Genomic DNA, 16,980 nt, shown 5'->3' with positions numbered 1-16,980 from the left:
TTGCGGGAGGAGACGGATTTCCATGAAGAGATTTTTGACCGCCGCGGCGGTATGCGTGTTATTGCCGGCCGTCGCCGGGCCGGTGCGGAACGGCTCCTTTGAGAGTTTCGGGGGCAACGGAGTGCCGGAGAACTGGACGTTTACGCGGAGCAACGACGCCCCGGTCACGGTTTTCTCCTCGGCGCCGGGAGCCGACGGGGAAAAGTGCCTGCGGGTCGTCAGCCGCATGGAACGGAAAATTCCCCATACATTCGGCCTCCTCTCCCAGACCGTGAAGCTGAAGCCGGATACGGATTACGTGTTCGTCTTTTCGGCGCGGGGCCGCAATGTCGGCCATGTCGGCTGGGCATTCGGCAAAGGGTGGTTGATCCGCCATCCGGTCACGGGCGTCACGGAGGAGTGGCGCGAATTCCGCGTGCCGCTGCGGATTCCGGCGGATCGGATGGAGGGGCGGGAGAGCTGCGGCGTCCGCCTGATCGTCGAGGGAGTCTGCGGGGAACTGGACATCGACAAGGTCGATATCGTTCCGGCGGAGAAAACTCTGGTCGCGAACGGTTCCTTCAACGGAAAAGCCGGGGAGAGTCCGGCCGGCTGGTCGTTCCGCGTCTCCGGCGGCGCGAAGGTCAAAATAGCCGCCGACGGTGCGGGGGCGCTTCATATCGTCAACGAAACGCCTCGCAAGCCGCATACCTTCGGCGCGCTTGCGCAGACGGTGAAGCTGTCGCCCGAGGTCGACTATTTGCTCAGGCTCCGGGCGCGAGGTTCGGGGCAGGGGGTGACGGTTGCGGTCGGTTCCAAATGGGCCCATCGGCTGTCGGTTCAGCCGCTGGACGGAGTGTGGCGGGTGTACGAACTGCGTTTCCGGCTGGCTTCGGATGAGGTCGGGCGGGATGGAAGCACTCCTCTGGTCATCATTTCCGAAGACCGGACCGACGGCGCATGGCTGGATGATCTTTCCGTCACTCCGCTGGAACAGTGGAGCCTGCCGCAGGCTTCCTGGCAGCGGCACGGGATCACTCTGGCCGGAGCCTTCTCCGGGGAGTTTGCGGAATTGAATGGGATTCCGGCGGGAATGCACACGATGAGGATTCCCGCCGATGCGGACCATACACAGGGAACGGCTGCGGAAAAGACGGGGTTTGCCGCGAAAACCGCGCTCGCATTTGATTCCGACGGCCTGATTTTTCTCGCTGCCGTCACTGACCGCACTTCCCGCCCCGGCAGCGGGGAGGCTATGTGGAAGGAGGACTGCGTCCAGCTCCGCATCGACCGCGGCGCGCGCCGCCTTCACGCTCCGGCGGAAACCGATCTGGAACTCGGCTTTTCGGTCGGCGCGGATGGCCGGGTGCGCAACTGGTGCTGGGATGCGGGGAGTGATCCTTACGGCGGCGAATTGCCGGAGGAGCTGGTGCAGGCGCACGGCGTGCGCACTCCGGCCGGGTATTTCGTCGCCGCCCGCCTGAGCTGGAAACTGCTGGGCGGACTCCGGCAGAGCGGGAAATTCGGCTTTACCGTCGCGGTCAACGATTCGGCCGGAAAGGGAGAGCGGACGGTCCATTTCCTGACGCCCGGACTGCATGATGCGAAATATTCCGACTGGTATGTGCAGGCGCTGCTCGATACCGGCGAACCGGTGTGCTGGGCGGCTTTTCCCGCCGATTCCTCCGCCGGGCTGCAACGGGGAAGCCTGCTGTGTTCCAATCTGGCGGGGGATGTGAGGATCGCTGCGGAGCTGACCGGAGCCGACGGGAAAAAGAGTTCGCGCGAGCTGGGGATGGTGCCGGAAGCCCGGAAGGGGGAACTGGTGTTTTTCCCGGCAGTCCTGCCGCTTGACGGGCTGGCGCGCGGAAGCTATACCGCCGAATTCAAAATCAACGGTGTCCCGGTGGCGAAGTACGCCGGTTCGCGGATCGATCTTTACGAACAGCAGTGTGAAGCGGTGGCGGCATTCTGCGCGGAAACGGAGCGGCTGCGGCGGGAATTTTCCCGTTATTATGGGGAAAGCGCCTGGTCGGAATACGTTTCCGTGCCGCTGCGGGTTCTGGAACGATGGCTGCCGCGCCTGCGCAGGCGGCTTGAGCTTGCCCGGAACGACGGGGAAAAGGAGTACTACGCCCGGCAGGCCGCGATGGTTCACCGGGAGCTTGAGGAGAGTCTCGCCGCTCTTGCGGAGCAACTTTCATTCCTGAAAGGAGGCGGCAGCCTGCCGGTGGCGTGGAAGTTCAAAAGCGGCCCGGTTGTCCTTGAGAAAGGCTGGCCGGTCGCTGATGCCGTCAGCGAAAACGGCCGCCGGGAACGCCGTCCGGTGATCTTTTCCGGTTACGGGCACTTCAACGACATCGACCGGGACATCGCGCTTTTCCCGAAAATCGGCGGGAACGTCGTTCAGGTCGAGATCGGGCCGCGGCATCTGTTCCCTGCGGCGGGGACGGTCTCGGCGGCGGTGGAGGAACGGCTGCTGCCTCTGCTGGAAAAGGCGTATCGGAGCGATGTGAAGATCGCGCTTCTGATCTCGCCGCATTACTGTCCGCAATGGCTGCTGGATCAATGCCCGGAGATGGCCGCCTCCTCCGGCTTCCTGAAGTACGAGGTGACTCATCCCGAAGCGCAGAAGATGATGCGGCGGTATATCACGACACTGTTTGAAAAGCTCCGGCAAAGCCCTTATCTGGGTGCGCTGCACAGCATTTGCCTTTCCAATGAGCCGGTCTATTCCAACTGTCATCCCGACAATTCTTATTCGGCAGCGCGTTTCCGGGAGTATATCGAACGCAGACACGGTTCGCCGGCAGGGTTTAACCGCACTGCCGGCCGGAACTTCGGCAGTTACGATGAAATGCTGAAGGCGGTTCGGGACAACGATCCGGCTTCGCTGTATGAATTTTACACGTTCTCACGCGAGACCTTCACCGGCTGGCACCGGATGCTGGCGGAGCTGGTCAAAAAAGAATTGCCCGATGTTCCCGTCCATGCCAAGATCATGGTGTTCAGCTCGCCGTTTGAGTATGTGACGGGGGTGGACCCGGAGCTGATGAGTGATTTCTCCGACTACAACGGGAATGACAACTACTTCTACCGGCGCGGCCGCTACGCCGCCGACTGGAACGTGACGGCGATGACCCATGAAATGCAGATTTCCGCGAAATCCGTTTCGGTGGCCAATACCGAAAATCACATCATCCCGGACCGGGAGACCCGGCCGGTTCCGAACGATCATATCTATACGGCCAATTTCCAGCAGTTCATCACCGGAGCGAGCACGCTCTGCACCTGGGTCTGGGCGGATATCGATTACGATTTCATCAGGAAGAATCCGGCGAGTGATTTCGGCGGCAATATCTTTCTGCGGCCTGGAAACGTGATCGCCCATGCGCTTGCCGGCCTCGACGGAGTCCGGCTGGCGCCGGAGATCCGCAAATTCATGGATTACGAGCCGGAAGTCGCGATTCTCTATTCGCCGACGGCGACGATCCTTTCTCCGGGTTCCTACCGGGGAGAGGTCGACCGGCTTTACACGGCGCTCTGTTTTACCGGTTACCGGGTGCGCTTTCTGTCGGAGCGGCAGCTGGCGGGCGGGGAGTTCGGCAAAGTGCGGCTGCTCTATGTTGCCGGCGCTCCGAATGTCTCCCGTGCGGCGCGGGACGGAATGCGGAAATTCACGGAGGCTGGAGGACGGATCGCCGTCGCCGGGAACAGCCTGACGCAGGATGAATACGGACAGGACATTCCCGCCGGCTTCCGGACGGAACCGGCGGCGCCATTCACGCCCGAAGCGCTGACCGCTCAGATTCTCCGCAGCGTGAAGGCGCTTCCGGCAGCGGTGAAGGTCGATCATGAAAAGGGAAACGACGGAGTGTTCTTCCGCATGGTGCCGGATGGAACCGGTTCGTGGCTGGTGAATGTCGTAAACTACAACTTTGAACCGCGCCGGCTCCGGCTTGAGGGAAACGGCACGTTCCGGGACCTGATCCGCGAACGGGAGTTCGAGCCGCAGCTCACTCTCGCGCCGCTGAAACCGCAGTTGCTGCGCTTCACTCCCCGGCAGTGAGCTAGAGCGCGGTGCCTTTGAGCGGGATGAACAGCTTGGTCATATCCGCCTTTTCCAGCGTGAGTAACTTCACTTTCTTGGAAATCCCTCCGGCATAGCCGGTCAGGCTGCCGTTCGTGCCGACTACCCGGTGGCAGGGCACGATAATGGAAATCTCATTGTGCCCGACCGCGCCGCCGACCGCCTGCGCGGACATCCGGGCGAGGCCGCGCTGTCCGGCGATCATCTGCGAGATTTCCCCGTAGGTGATTACCGAACCGTAGGGAATCCGGAGCAGAATCTCCCAGACGGCAAGCCGGAAGGGAGAGCCGATCAGATGCAGCGGCGGCCTGAAATCCGGTTCTCGGCCTGAAAAGTAGATGTCCAGCCAGCGTTTCGCCTGTTCAAAATGCGGATGGGGTTTCTCCGCGTGTTCCGGGATGAGGCCGGCGGCAAAATATTTCTGCTCATCGAACCACAGCCCGGTCAGGCCGGTTTCGTCGCAGGCGAGCAGGATGCCGCCGAGCGGAGAATCGTAATGGTTGGTGTACTGCATGGGATCGCCCTCCTTGTGTGCCTTTTTTGATATTGCATTGGCCGGCGGCCGCCGCTACTCCTCGGGATCGCCGATGGTGAAGTGCACCAAAAGCAGCAGCGCCAGCAATACCGCCGTCAGATAGAGCCCGGGATTGGCGGCGGAGAAAAACGCGTCGGGGAGGGCGGGGCGGTCAAGCGCCATGTCCCAGCGGTACAGCGTGTCCGACAGGAAGCCGGAAACGGATTTCACCGCCGGGATCGCCAGCGCCATTCCGAGCAGCACCCAGACCGCCCGCAGCCGTCCCGCTGCCAGCGACGCGACCGCGGTAGTCGGCGTCAGCGACGAAATCACCAGCCCCGCGCCGGTCAGTGCGCCGCCGAGCAACGCGGACCACAGGAACGCGGGATGGACCAGCGCCTTCGGCAGCAATCCCGCCCGCGAGGCGAGAAAGACGAATACGACACCGAGCGCCAGCGCCAACAGTACGCTTTTGATGATCCGGCCGTTGCGGAGCTGAAGCGCCGACCGGACGGTTTTCTGCCAGATCAGGTCGGACTTCACGAGGGTGAAGCCGAGGGCGAGGCCGACGAGCACCGCTGCGGCCAGCTTCCAGTTGCCGGAAAGTTCGATCGGGGCCATTATTTCTTCCTCCGTTTTCCGCCTTTGGCAGGGGCGGCTGTTTTCCCGCCGCCGGATTCGCCGCGCCGTTCCAGCAGGATCGCCAGCGTTGAACCGGTCAATACCATGCCGACCAGAAAGATCCACGCCCCGCTGGAGAGCTGGATCGCGGAGCCCCACTGTCCCCAGACCGTATCGCCCGCAAGCTGCACGCCGAGCATCACCAGAAATCCGCCCGCGACGCCGCCGAGGACGGTGCGCAGGGTTTTGACGGTGAAGCTGCCGGACTCTTCATCGAAGAATTCCAGCTTGAAATTGCCGCCGGAGGCCGCCGCGATCAGCGCTCCGAAAAAGAGTCCGAAGAGCATCGCCAGCTGCCAGTCCATCGCCGGGGCGTCCGGCAGGCTCTGGCCGGCCACCGCGCTGTCGCAGTATTCGGTCATCGCGGTCATCGCGGCGGTCAGGCCGACCGGGTCCCCGAAAAGGCAGAGCGAACCCGCCAGCAGGAGCGCCAGCAGCGGCCCGCTCACGTAGAACGGCCATTTTGCGGTCAGAATGTTCATGCAATTTCCTTTCACTGTGCCAGCCGGGCGCTTGCGGCCCGATAGAGAGTCTCCACCTGCTGCGTATGCGGCAGGAAATCCTTCAGCGTTTCCAGATAGCCGCGTTCGCGGAAAATCCGGCGCGAGGTCGGATAGTTCAGGTCGTAGACCCAGTTCAGCTTGGCGCTGACGAAATCGGCGACGGTCCGGAGTTCCGCGTGGGGCGGAGTGCGCTGCGCGGCGAGGTCGTCCCACACCGCCGGGGTGATCTCCGGCGAAGCGGCGAGGTTGAGCACCACCGACTTGTTGGTCGGGTGCTTCAGGTAGTCGAACAGGATCGGCATGATGTCGATCTTGTCGGCGTCGCGCACCACTTGTGCCAATACCGTGCCGCGCTCCGAAAGCGTGCCGGGAATCGCGAGCTTGTTGTGGCTGCGGATCGCGTCGAGCACGTCGGCTTGCGCGGCTTCGTCGAGGTCGTCGAGCAGATGCTGTTCGGCGGCGAGTTCGGCGGAGCGGTCGCCGTGGTCGAAGCTGGCCGCGTCCTTGAAAGTGCCGAAACGGGCGAACTGTTCGAAGCGGCTCAGGTCGTGCAGCAGCGCGGCCCGTTCCGCGAGGGAGCGTTCCGCCGGATCGGGAAGCTCCGCCGCCGCGATGCGCCGGGCTTCATCGCGGACGCGGAAGGTGTGGTCGATCTTGAGCCGGATGTTCCGGTCGTTTTCCGGCTGTCCGTTATAAAAGGAGGCGGCATAGTCGCGCAGGTGTTGTTCCAGAGAAATTTTCATGATTCCGGCAGGCGGTTCGGGTTGTTTTTCTTGCTTTGTGTGTAATATAATGCCAATATTTCCCCGCCGCAACTTGAACCGGTGGGGATTCGGCATTAATTTATAGGATGATCGTCAACGCGGTGGAGCTTTATGCATTCTCGTTTCAAATTTAAAGCGGAAGATTTCGAGCAGTATTTTCTCGACCTGATGGCCGGGCGGCGGCGCAACTGGTACGACCGGGTGCTGACCGACGTGCTGTTCATCGCGTCGCGCTTCTACCGCATGGCGATCCAGTTCCGGATCTGGATGTACGACAAGCGCGTGATCCGCAACCACGCCCTCGGCTGCCTGGTGGTCAGCATCGGCAACCTCTCCTGCGGCGGCACCGGCAAGACCCCGGTGGTCGAGGTGTTCGCGCGCACGCTCAGTTCGCAGGGGCGGCGGGTCGCGATCCTGTCGCGCGGCTACCGCAGCAAGAAGCGGTCGCTTGGCTACAAACTGATGCACATGTTCCAGTCGCAGAAGATCGAGATTCCGCCCAAGGTGGTTTCCGACGGCAAGGACCTGCTGCTGGAGTCGGACTATGCGGGCGACGAACCCTATATGCTCGCCTCCAATTTGCGCGACGTCGCGGTGCTGGTGGACAAGGACCGGGTGAAGTCCGGCATCTACGCGGTGGACCGCTACCAGACCGATGTGATCATCCTCGACGACGGCTTCCAGTACCTGATGCTGAAGCCGCACATCAATATCGTGCTGGTCGATTCGACCGATCCTTTCGGCAACGGGCATGTATTGCCGCGCGGCATCCTGCGCGAGCCGATCAAGAATATCCGGCGGGCGGACTACATCTTCCTGACCAAGTCCGACGGCAGCCACAAGCTGCGCCACCTGAAGAACTTCCTGCGCCGCCACACCCGGCGGGCGGAGATCATCGAGTGTACCCACCGGCCGCAGTATCTGGTCGAGCTTTTTTCGGGCGGGCGGCGCGAACCGCTGGAGAAACTCAAGGGGGCGAAAGTGGCGGCGCTGTCGGCGATCGCCGCCCCCGCCAGCTTCGAGGGGTTTCTCGAACAGCTCGGCGCGGAGCTGGTGCTGCGCGACCATTATGCGGACCATCACCGCTACACCCAGCAGGAGATCATCGACTTCGTGAATCAGGCGAAGGCGGCCGGAGCCGAGTTCATCGTGACGACCGAAAAGGACGCGGTGCGCATTCCTAAGCTGGAGCGGTGCGACGTGCCGATCTATTATCTGCGCATCCAGATCGACATTCTGAGCGGACAGGAGAGTTTTGACCAGTGCATTTCCCGAATCTGCTTCATGTGATCCCGGAAAAGTGGAGAAAGACGGCGGCATGGGCGGCGTTGGCGCTGCTGGCCGCGGCCCTGCTTTTCAACGCCTTCGCCGGGCTGGGCGCCGCCGAAATCCGCAACTGGGACGAGGCGCGCCACGCGATCAGCGCGTGGGAGATGCTCAACGGCGGCAATCTGCTGGTCAATACCTTCCGCTTCGAGCCGGATTACTGGAACGTGAAGCCGGTGCTGGCGTTTTGGCCGTCGGCGGCCGGATTCAGGCTTTTCGGCTTCAACCTCTTCGGAATGCGCTTCTTTCAGGCGCTCGCGCTGGTGCTGATCGCCGGAATCTCCTTTGAGGCGGTGCGGCGGGCGGCCGGATGGGCGGCGGCGCTGGTCACGCTCGGATTCCTGACGGTGAATCCGGCGGTTTTCTCGCACTCCTTCCGCAATGCGGATGCGGATGCGGCCTATATGCTGTTTTTCATGCTGTTTTTCTGGGGGCTGTGGTGGTCATGGAAGCGGCCGTGGCTGCTGGCGGCAGCCGCGTTCGCGGGCGGCTGCGCATTCTTATGCAAGAGCTTTCACGTCGCGGTCCCGGGATTGATTGCGCTGGTCTGGGTGATCGTCTGGTTCAAACGGTACAATTGGAAAGTGCTGGCGGCCTCCGTCGCGGCCGGATTGCTGCCGATTCTGGCGTGGGGCGCGGCCCGTTACGGCGCGGACGGCACGAAATTCTTTGAAACGATGGTTCAGCTCGATCTGCTGGGGCGGGTCGCCGACACCTCGGCGGCGGAGCACGGCGCTTCGCCGTGGTACTACTATCTGCGCCGGATGGGGCGCGACCTGACGCTGGTCCCGGCGGTGATCGTGCTGCTGGCGGGGGGCGTGTACGCGCTGTTCTTCCGCTGGAAGGCGATCCGCGAAGAGCTGCGGCCGCTGGCGCTGCTGGGCTGGCTCGGATTTCTGGCGCCGATTGCGGTCTATTCGATTGCGCGCGTGAAGTTGCCGTGGTATATTTACCCGGCGTTCCTGCCGATGGCGGTGCTGGCCGGGGTGCTGGTGCGAATCTGGCTGGAGGCGTCGCCGGAGGCGGTCCGTCCGCAACTGGCGGGGCGGTTCCGCCGGGTTTCGGCCGGAGCCGTGGTGGCTGCGCTTCAGGCGGCGCTGGTGCTGGCCGCGACGGTCTGGATCGTCGCCGGCGAGGGAAAATCGATCCGCCGGATCGTGAAGCTGGACCGGCAGCGCGATGTGCTGCTGTCGGCGGAGCAGCCGGGGAGTTTCCGGGGAAAGCGCGTTTATCCGGTCGGCCCGGACGGGGCGTTCCGGCTGGCGGATGCGACGCAGCTGCTGACCTTCTACCTGGCCGGCGCGGAACCGCTGGCGGGAGGGCTGGAGAAGTTCCGGCAGGATGCTTCGCCGGAGAAACTGCTGGTCTGCGTCTGTCCGGGCGAGGTGTCGCGCGAGTGGGCCGAGGAGACGGGCCGCCGCCTCGGATTGCGCCTGATCCGGTTCGCGGGCGAGTCGGCGCTTTACGGTTTGTAACAGTCTTTACTATCACATATACAAAATTGCAAGGAGCGAAAGAAACATGGAAAAACTGATCAACGATTTCACGAAGTTCTACGGCGCCGCCCCGACGGTGGCGGCCCGCGCCCCCGGCCGTCTGGAAATCCTCGGCAACCACACCGACTACAATCAGGGCTTCGTGCTTTCGTGCGCGGTCGAGCAGGATACCCGCTTCGCGCTGCGTCCGGTCGAAGGCAAGCACTGCCGGGTCAAAGATTTCCGCGACGGCAGCGTTCGTGAATTCGATCTCGACGATATCGACAAGGCGATTCCGCGCGACTGGGCCAACTACGTGAAGGGCGTGATCGTCGAGCTGCGCAAGCGCGGCATCGAAGTCGGCGCATTCGACGCCGGCATGGAGAGCAGCGTGCCGCTGTCGGCGGGGATGTCCAGCAGCGCCGCTTTCGAAACCGCGGCCGGCTTTGCGATGCGTGAGGCTTTCGGCATCGAGCTTTCCAACGCCGACTGGGCCCGCGTCGGGCAGGGCGTCGAAAACCACTACATGGGCCTCAAGAGCGGCCTGCTCGACCAGTTCAGCTCGATCTTCGGCAAAAAGGATTCGATGATCCTGACCGATTTCCGTTCGGTCGAAGTGTTGCGCACCGTGCCGCTTCCGGCGGGGTATTCGATCGTGGTGATCAACTCGATGGTCAAGCATAATCTGGTCGACTCCGAGTACAACGTCCGCCGTCAGGATTGCGAAGCGGCGGCGGAGAAGCTCGCGCAGATCTATCCCGATGTAAAGACCCTGCGCGACGTGTCGCTCGAACAGCTCGCCGCCGCGAAGTCGGCGCTGACCGAGCGTGAATACCGCCGCGCGCTGCACGTGGTCGGCGAATGCACCCGCGTGATCGAAGCGGTGCGGATGCTTGAGCACAACGATGTGAAGGGGTTCGGCCGGCTCTGGTTCGATTCGCACGAATCCAGCCGGGTCAACTTTGAGAACAGCACCGAGGAGCTGGACTATCTGGTGGAACTGGCGAAATCGGTTCCGGGCGGCCTCGGCGCGCGTCTTTCCGGCGGCGGCTTCGGCGGCATCACGATCCACCTCGTCGCCACCGACGGCGCGGAGGAGTACGCGAAGCGGGTGCAGGCCGGATTCAAGGCGCGCACCGGCATCGACGCGGAATACATCATCTGTGCGATCGGCGACGGCGCGACCTCGCGGAAACTTTAAGGAGTGAAAGAATCGTTACCATGAGAATCCTGACCGGAATCCAGCCTTCTGGTACTCCGCACATCGGCAACTATTTCGGCGCGATGCGGCAGATCATCAACATCCAGGACAAGGGGGAAACCTTTATTTTCCTCGCGGACTATCACTCGCTGACCACCGCTCCGGAGCCGGAGCAGCTCCGCAAAAACGTGCTGGAGCTGACGCTGAATTATCTTTCCTGCGGCGTCGATCCGGAGAAGGCGATCCTGTTCCGCCAGTCCGACGTGCCGCAGGTCTGCGAGCTGACCTGGATCCTGAACAACGTGACGCCGGTGGGCCTGCTGGAGCGCGCCCACAGCTACAAGGACAAGATCGCAAAGGGGTTCGCGCCGAACAACGGCCTCTTCTCCTATCCGGTGCTGATGGCCTCGGACATCCTGATCTACCAGAGCAATCTGGTGCCGGTCGGCAAGGATCAGAAGCAGCACCTCGAAATCACCCGAGACATCGCGATCAAATTCAACAATCAGTACGGCGAAGTCTTTACGATTCCGGAAGAGCTGATCCCGGAGGAGGTCGCGATCGTGCCGGGCACCGACGGCCAGAAGATGTCCAAAAGCTACAACAACACCATCCCGATCTTCGGCAAAGAGAAGGAGATCAAGAAGGCGATCATGAATGTGGTCACCGACTGCAAGGCTCTGGAAGAACCGAAAGACCCGGATAATTGCAATGTGGTCGCCCTCTACAAGCTGGTCGCAACCCCGGAAGAACTCGAAGAGATGAAAGCGCGTTACCGTGCCGGCGGTTACGGTTACGGCCACGCCAAGCTGGCGCTTTTCGACAAACTCTGGGCCTACTTCGAGCCGATGCGCCAGCGCCGTGCCGAATTGGAACAGAATCTCGACTATGTCTGGAGCGTTCTGGCGAAGGGTGCCGAAAAAGCCGGCGCCGAAGCCGAAAAGACCATGGACAAAGTCCGCCGCGCCGTCGGCCTGCGCTAAGTTGCGCGGCCGCGACGCGAAGCGTCTTTGGAGTACATCGCCTTTGGGCTTGCTCCCGCGACGCGAAGCGTCTTTGGAGTACGTCGCCTTTGGGCTTGCTCCCGCGACGCGAAGCGTCTTTGGAGTGCGGAGATTCATCTCCGCACTCCAGTCGCGCGTGGGTTTTATGGTTGGCTTTGCATTGCGTTAGAAACAGGCAGAGCTGCCCGGAGGGTAACAACTTTTGAGCGCAAGAACAGGCAGGGTGCCCGGAGGGTAGTGAGCACCGCGCCTCTGGCCTGCGGATGGCTCCGGAGGGCCCGGTAGCGCCCTCCGGACCTCCCCGTCCGGATTTGAACTCACGTTGACTTGCGGAGCACTTCCGCTCGCGGGCGCGGCTTCGCCGCTTACTTGTCCGCCTGCGGCGGCCAACCCTTCAACGTTCGCTGCGCTCACTACGCCAGGGGGGCTTCGCTCACTACGTTCGGCTTCGTCACTACCGTTCCTCGTTACTTGCCGGAGGCAAGTAATTCCCTCACATTCGTTCGCGGCGCTGACCGCGCTTGTTGTGCGCCGCGTAAGTGGTTATGCAGACCAACCAATGCTTTGCAAGAGTTAGCCGCCGCGCGACCCCGGAAGGGGTGGAGCGCGCACCCGGCAGCGGCACCTTGCCGCCGTACGCCCCCCGGAGGGGCATTGGCGTGCGTACTTGGCGGTGGTACCTGCCCGCCCGTGCAATCCAGAAGGGCATGGTGCGTTGCCTCAAACTCCTGCGGAAAACTTGTAAAATCGGAACTTTGTGATATGTTTGTTTCCATATAAGTTTACTGGAGAGTGAGGCGGCAAGTTGGCGTTCAAGAGATTTTATCAGGGTTTTCTGTTTGACCGTGCGGATTATGAGCTGGTGCGCGGCATCGATGCGGCGCAGGCGGTGGCGGATGGGCGCGGCAGACTGCCGGTGTTCGCTCCCGAATTGCATCCGCGCGGGATCCGGGAGCTGGCCGAGCCTCAGTCGCTCCGACTGGTCCGTACGATGATGAACCTGCTGGATACGTTTGAAGCCGGTTCCGAGGCGATGGAGCGGCGGCTGGCCGCGCTTCAGGCGCTGCGCGACGAATTGCTCGAAGGGCTGGATGTGCCGCTGCGTTACAATACCGCTCGGGTGATTCTGCAGATCATCAAGGAGTTGATCCGGCTGCGGGGGGATTGGCTGCGGCGGCTGCGTCTGGCGCACGACCTGCGCTCGGCGATGCTTGGCAATCCGCTGTTCATCCGCAAGCTGCTGCGCCGCTACCGGCTTGTGGAGATGCCGGAGCATTGGATTCCGGTGGCGTTCGACCAGCATGTGCACGATGCGAATACCAAGGGGCGCAAGTCTCCGGCCCATCTGATCATGGATGCGTGGATCAAGGGGATCGTTCAGGTTCAGGTGATCTACTACAACTATGTGCCGCGCGACGCTGCCGAGGAGGTGATGCGTGCTGCCGGAATCATGAAGATGGAGGCCCGCATCGGCGTGGAGTTCCGCTCGTTGTTCCGGGGGCGCTTCGCGGAACTGATCTGGACTCCGTGCGGTTTCTCCGGCGTGGCGGATTACCTGAAATTCCTGGACCGGCCCCGGACGCAGGAGTTCGTGCGCCGCTGCCGCAAAGCCGCCAACTACCGGCGCAAGATCGTGCTGGAGACCCTGAAACGGTTCAACGAACATGGCCGCAGGGAGCTGAACAAATATTACGGCATTGAAATGCCGCCGGTGACGGAGGAGGAGTTCCTGATTTCGGTCCGCTACGGCCAGCCCTCTCTGGAGCACATCGGCGAGCTGCTGAACAACCGGGTGCGGGCGCTGCTGCAGGCGGAACTGGACCGGATGGACGGCAGGGAAAAACTCAAACACGCCGCCGAACTGCGCCGGCAGGAGCTCAATTCGATGTTGGGCAAGCTCTCCGCCGAACTGCTTTCGGGGCGCTATGTGGACCGGTCGCTGTGGAACCTGCCTCCGGCGGATTCGGCGGCGCTCCCGGAGCTGAACCGGCTTTCGCCCGCCGAGCTGGTCAATGAACTGCACAAGGTCGCTTCCGGCTTCCGGATGACGCTGAACCTGACCGGCCTGCGGCTGGAGGACGCGATCGAAATCCTGTACGACTGCCGGGGCGACCTGACCACGTTGGAAATCTTCAACCTGAAGGATGATTCGGCGGGAGAGCGGCCGGACGATTCGGTGATCAATTCCCTGCGCCACGCGCTGAATTCCGGCAATGTGGTGAAGCTCAAGAACCTGATCCGGCTGGCGATGGAGCGGGTGAAGGCGGGAGGCGCGCGCGACCGGGCGGACCGGCTCGAACGGCTCGGCCATATCCTGCGCGACATGTCGAATTTCCTGACTTTCTACGCGCGGACTCCGCTGACGGTGTCGATCGGCAGCGATTCGGCGAGCCGTCCGTCGCCGCAGGTGCACGGGATGGGGATGGTGGTCGTCGATACGCTGACAACACCGGTGCGGCGGATGATCGTGCAGAAGCGTTTGCCGGAACTTTCGCTGCTTCAGGTTCATTCCGAGGTTTATAAGGTGTTGAGCTACCTGCCGAAAAACACGCCCGGCTTCGGCGGGCGGCTGGCGAGGCGGTTCGGATTCGGCTCCTATGTGAAGATCGAGTGGCAGTGCCCCGACCCGGCGCAGTCGATCGACCGGGGGCCGGGCAATCTGGCGACGCTGGGCGGCTTCTACGTGCCGCCCGCCGGAAGCAGGCTGCTGCAGCCGGTCGAATCGCTCGGCGAATGCTGGCGGTATTTGAACAGCAACCTGAAAATCTTCCTGAAGGTGCTGACCGGCTTCCTGGCGGCGTTTTTCACCTTCTATTACAACTCGGACTGGTGGTTCCTGATGTGGTTCGGCGCGGTGATCTGGCTCGGGATCACCTGTGTGCGGAACATCATCCAGCTGGTCTGGGCGGGAGGCGGTTTCCGCAGTTCGCCGCTGCTGAAATGGAATGATTTCGTGTCGTGGCAGCGGGTCGCGGACTCCTTGTTTTACACCGGGCTTTCGGTGCCGGTGCTGGATTACCTGGTCAAGACCGTGCTGCTGCAGCGGGGGCTGGGGTGGACTGCCGAGGAGCAGCCGGTGCTGGTGTTCTCCGGCATTGCGCTGGCAAACGGTTTCTACATCACCGGGCACAACCTGCTGCGGGCGTTCCCGAAGTCGGCGGTGATCGGGAACTGGCTGCGCGCGCCGCTGTCGATTCCGCTGGCGCTGGTGTTCAACTCGATTTTCGGCGGAGTATTGAGCCTGCTGCAGGTGCCGGGAATCGAGGGGATTCTGCAGCAGTGGGCGGCGATCGTGTCGAAACTGGCTTCGGATGTGATCGGGGGCGTGATCGAATCGCTGGCCGACCGGAAGCGCAATATCGCGGCGCGGCTGCGGGATTTCGGCTGCAAGCTGCGCGAACTCTACGCGCTGACCGCGAAACTGGAACTGCTGCTGCCGGAAAAGAACCTGCCGGAGCTGCTCAAGGGGCATAAATCCTTTGTCCGCCTTTCGGGGCTGAAGCGGAGCAATCTGGTGAATCTGTTCTATATCAACGCACTGGATATGATGTACATCTGGATGCGCCAGCCGCAGGCGGTCACCGCGATGCGCGAACTGATGGAGCGGGCGACGCCGGAGGAGCGCGGTGTGTTCCTGAAAACGCAGGAGATCCTGTATCGCGAGAAGAGTATCACCAAGCTGTTCCTGAACGGGCTGGTCGGGAGCAACTTTTCACGGGCGCTGGCCTTCTATCTGCACTACTACCGGCACTATCTGGAGGAGTTGCGGCAGTTCGATCCGCAGCCGGAGAAAGCGGAGGATGCCGCCGACTGGAAGGGATTCACCGCCGTGATCGGCCCGGAGGACGGGGAGGAGAGCTGATGCGTTTGGGGCGGGCCGTATGCGGGGGGATTCTGCTGGCCGCGCTGGCGGCGGGCGGGGGGCTGGTCGTATGGAAGCGCCCGGCGGCGGAACCGCCCCCGGAGCCGGTGCGGCTGACGCTGCATGAACTGCCGCCGGAGGAAGAGGGTGAGCGGCTCAGCCAGTACGATGAATTGATCCGGAAATACGCTGCCCGGTACGATTTTGACTGGCGGCTGATCGCGGCGATGATCGCGGTGGAAAGCCGGTTCGACGCGGAGTGCCGGACCGCGGACGGCGGCATGGGGCTGATGCAGCTGATGCCGGATACGGCGGAAGAGATGCGCTGTGCGAAACCGTTCGATCCGGAGGAAAACATCGCGACCGGGGTGAAGTTCCTGCGTTCGCTGTGCGACCGGATTCCCGGGAACCTGACGGAGCGCGACCGGCTGCAGTTTGCGCTGGCGGCCTACAACGGCGGTTACGGCCACCTGATCGACGCGCGCAAGCTGGCGAAGACGCTGGAGCTTTCGCCGGACAAATGGCGCGGCAACGTCGAGGAGTCGATTCAGTTCCTGGAGCACGAAAGCTATTACAAACAGAGCCGCCACGGCTACTGCAAAGCGCAGGTCATCATCCGCCATGTCGAACGGGTGATGAAGAAATTCGATGAGTACAGCGAACGGTTTTCCGCAACGGGGCCGTCCGCGCGCAGAATTTTTTGAGGGGCAACATGTGCAATATCCTGACCGGCTACATCAATCCAGAGGGATGGCGGGAAGATTTTTTTCAGGTCTGCCGGGAATTTAACCGGCCGTATGAGATCGAAACGGATGACATTCTGGCGCCGCTCCAGCGGGAGAAAGTGGTGCCGTTCCGGCTGACCAAGGAATTTTGCGATTGCTGTACCGCGATCGGTGGCGGCAGTGCGGATGAGCCGGAATTGGCGGAACATATCCGTTTTTTCCGGGCGTTGCAGCGTTGTCCGAAACTGCGTTTCATTGAAATATTCAATCACTTTTATTCAGTGCAGAGTGATCAGCAGTTGCGGGCGGAAAAAGAGATTCCGTTGCGTAAAACCCATATCGATCAATTGACGCCGGTAATGCTCGCTGAACTGCCGGAAGATACGGTATTGCGGATTCTGCTGTACCGCAAAAGCTGGTGACGGATTCCATAGTGTCGCGGGCTTGTCTTTTCGGCTGTATTGCTGTATCAAGTTATTCTACAACTATTTTCCATTTATTTCTCAATGTGATAATTGAAAGAAAATTAGAAAAAAATATAATTCCGCTCTTGCTTTTTCGTGCATTTTATATCATAATAACTTACTGTGGCCGGCGGAGAAAGGAAAATTCCGCCCTTGAAAAACCAACAGGGAGGTGTTAAATTGAATTTAACACGGAGAGCGCGGTGTTGGGCCATCGGTTTGACGATGGCGGCGGGGAGCCTGATGGGGTATGGAGCGGAACAACTGAACTTTCGTTCGTCGCCGATGACGGCGGGTAAGGCTTCGCTGAGCGAAAACGGCTATATCGTGAGCCGGGAGCTGGGCGGAGCCAATTTTTCGCCCGAATTGCGGTATCCGGTGCAGTTAATCTA

The 16,980-nt window shown here is 61.9% G+C and carries 13 protein-coding genes; 9 read left to right on the top strand and 4 right to left on the bottom strand.

The window, feature by feature from the left end:
- Nucleotides 1-22: 22 nt before the first annotated feature.
- Complete coding sequence (locus C8D82_RS12490; protein ID WP_165833052.1) at nt 23-4,048, top strand: beta-galactosidase; 4,026 nt, start codon at nt 23-25, stop codon at nt 4,046-4,048.
- A 1-nt stretch (nt 4,049) separates the two neighbouring features.
- On the opposite strand, the gene C8D82_RS12485 is transcribed toward C8D82_RS12490, so the two are convergent.
- From C8D82_RS12485 to C8D82_RS12470, 4 genes are read right to left on the bottom strand one after another with little or no spacing between them, the layout of a single operon-like run.
- Nucleotides 4,050-4,583, bottom strand: a complete 534-nt coding sequence (locus C8D82_RS12485; RefSeq protein ID WP_116884625.1) for a methylated-DNA--[protein]-cysteine S-methyltransferase — start codon at nt 4,581-4,583, stop codon at nt 4,050-4,052.
- Between the two features lie 54 nt (nt 4,584-4,637).
- A complete protein-coding gene (locus C8D82_RS12480) occupies nt 4,638-5,204 on the bottom strand; it encodes a YeeE/YedE thiosulfate transporter family protein (RefSeq protein WP_116884624.1) in 567 nt (188 codons plus the stop codon).
- On the bottom strand, nt 5,204-5,746 hold the full coding sequence (locus C8D82_RS12475) for a YeeE/YedE thiosulfate transporter family protein (protein WP_116884623.1): 543 nt from the start codon (nt 5,744-5,746) through the stop codon (nt 5,204-5,206). Before C8D82_RS12475 ends, C8D82_RS12480 begins: the two co-directional genes overlap by 1 nt.
- Before the next feature lie 11 nt (nt 5,747-5,757).
- Complete coding sequence (locus C8D82_RS12470) at nt 5,758-6,510, bottom strand: HD domain-containing protein (RefSeq protein ID WP_165833051.1); 753 nt, start codon at nt 6,508-6,510, stop codon at nt 5,758-5,760.
- A gap of 132 nt (nt 6,511-6,642) precedes the next feature.
- Between C8D82_RS12470 and lpxK the strand changes: the two genes are divergently transcribed.
- From lpxK to C8D82_RS20730, 8 genes are all read left to right on the top strand, one after another.
- A complete protein-coding gene (gene lpxK / locus C8D82_RS12465; protein WP_116884621.1) occupies nt 6,643-7,821 on the top strand; it encodes a tetraacyldisaccharide 4'-kinase in 1,179 nt (392 codons plus the stop codon).
- On the top strand, nt 7,794-9,332 hold the full coding sequence (locus C8D82_RS12460) for an ArnT family glycosyltransferase (protein ID WP_116884620.1): 1,539 nt from the start codon (nt 7,794-7,796) through the stop codon (nt 9,330-9,332). Before lpxK ends, C8D82_RS12460 begins: the two co-directional genes overlap by 28 nt.
- Before the next feature lie 46 nt (nt 9,333-9,378).
- A complete protein-coding gene (galK, locus tag C8D82_RS12455; RefSeq protein ID WP_116884619.1) occupies nt 9,379-10,533 on the top strand; it encodes a galactokinase in 1,155 nt (384 codons plus the stop codon).
- A 20-nt stretch (nt 10,534-10,553) separates the two neighbouring features.
- A complete protein-coding gene (gene trpS / locus C8D82_RS12450; RefSeq protein WP_116884618.1) occupies nt 10,554-11,516 on the top strand; it encodes a tryptophan--tRNA ligase in 963 nt (320 codons plus the stop codon).
- Nucleotides 11,517-12,342: 826 nt separating this feature from the next.
- The gene (locus C8D82_RS12445) at nt 12,343-15,399 is read left to right on the top strand and encodes a hypothetical protein (protein WP_116884617.1); all 3,057 of its coding nucleotides are present in this window, start codon (nt 12,343-12,345) and stop codon (nt 15,397-15,399) included.
- Complete coding sequence (locus C8D82_RS12440; protein WP_116884616.1) at nt 15,399-16,103, top strand: transglycosylase SLT domain-containing protein; 705 nt, start codon at nt 15,399-15,401, stop codon at nt 16,101-16,103. The genes C8D82_RS12445 and C8D82_RS12440 overlap by 1 nt, the downstream gene beginning before the upstream one ends.
- Before the next feature lie 8 nt (nt 16,104-16,111).
- Entirely contained in the window at nt 16,112-16,546 is a 435-nt protein-coding gene (locus tag C8D82_RS12435) for a hypothetical protein (protein WP_116884615.1), read from the top strand.
- Nucleotides 16,547-16,768: 222 nt separating this feature from the next.
- Nucleotides 16,769-16,980 (top strand): hypothetical protein (locus tag C8D82_RS20730; protein ID WP_133245188.1); only part of this gene is annotated, 212 nt, incomplete at its 3' end.

This window comes from Victivallis vadensis (assembly GCF_003096415.1).
Lineage (GTDB): Bacteria > Verrucomicrobiota > Lentisphaeria > Victivallales > Victivallaceae > Victivallis > Victivallis vadensis.
Note: the sequence above shows the minus strand (reverse complement) of the source record. Positions and strands in the feature narration are given on the sequence as shown.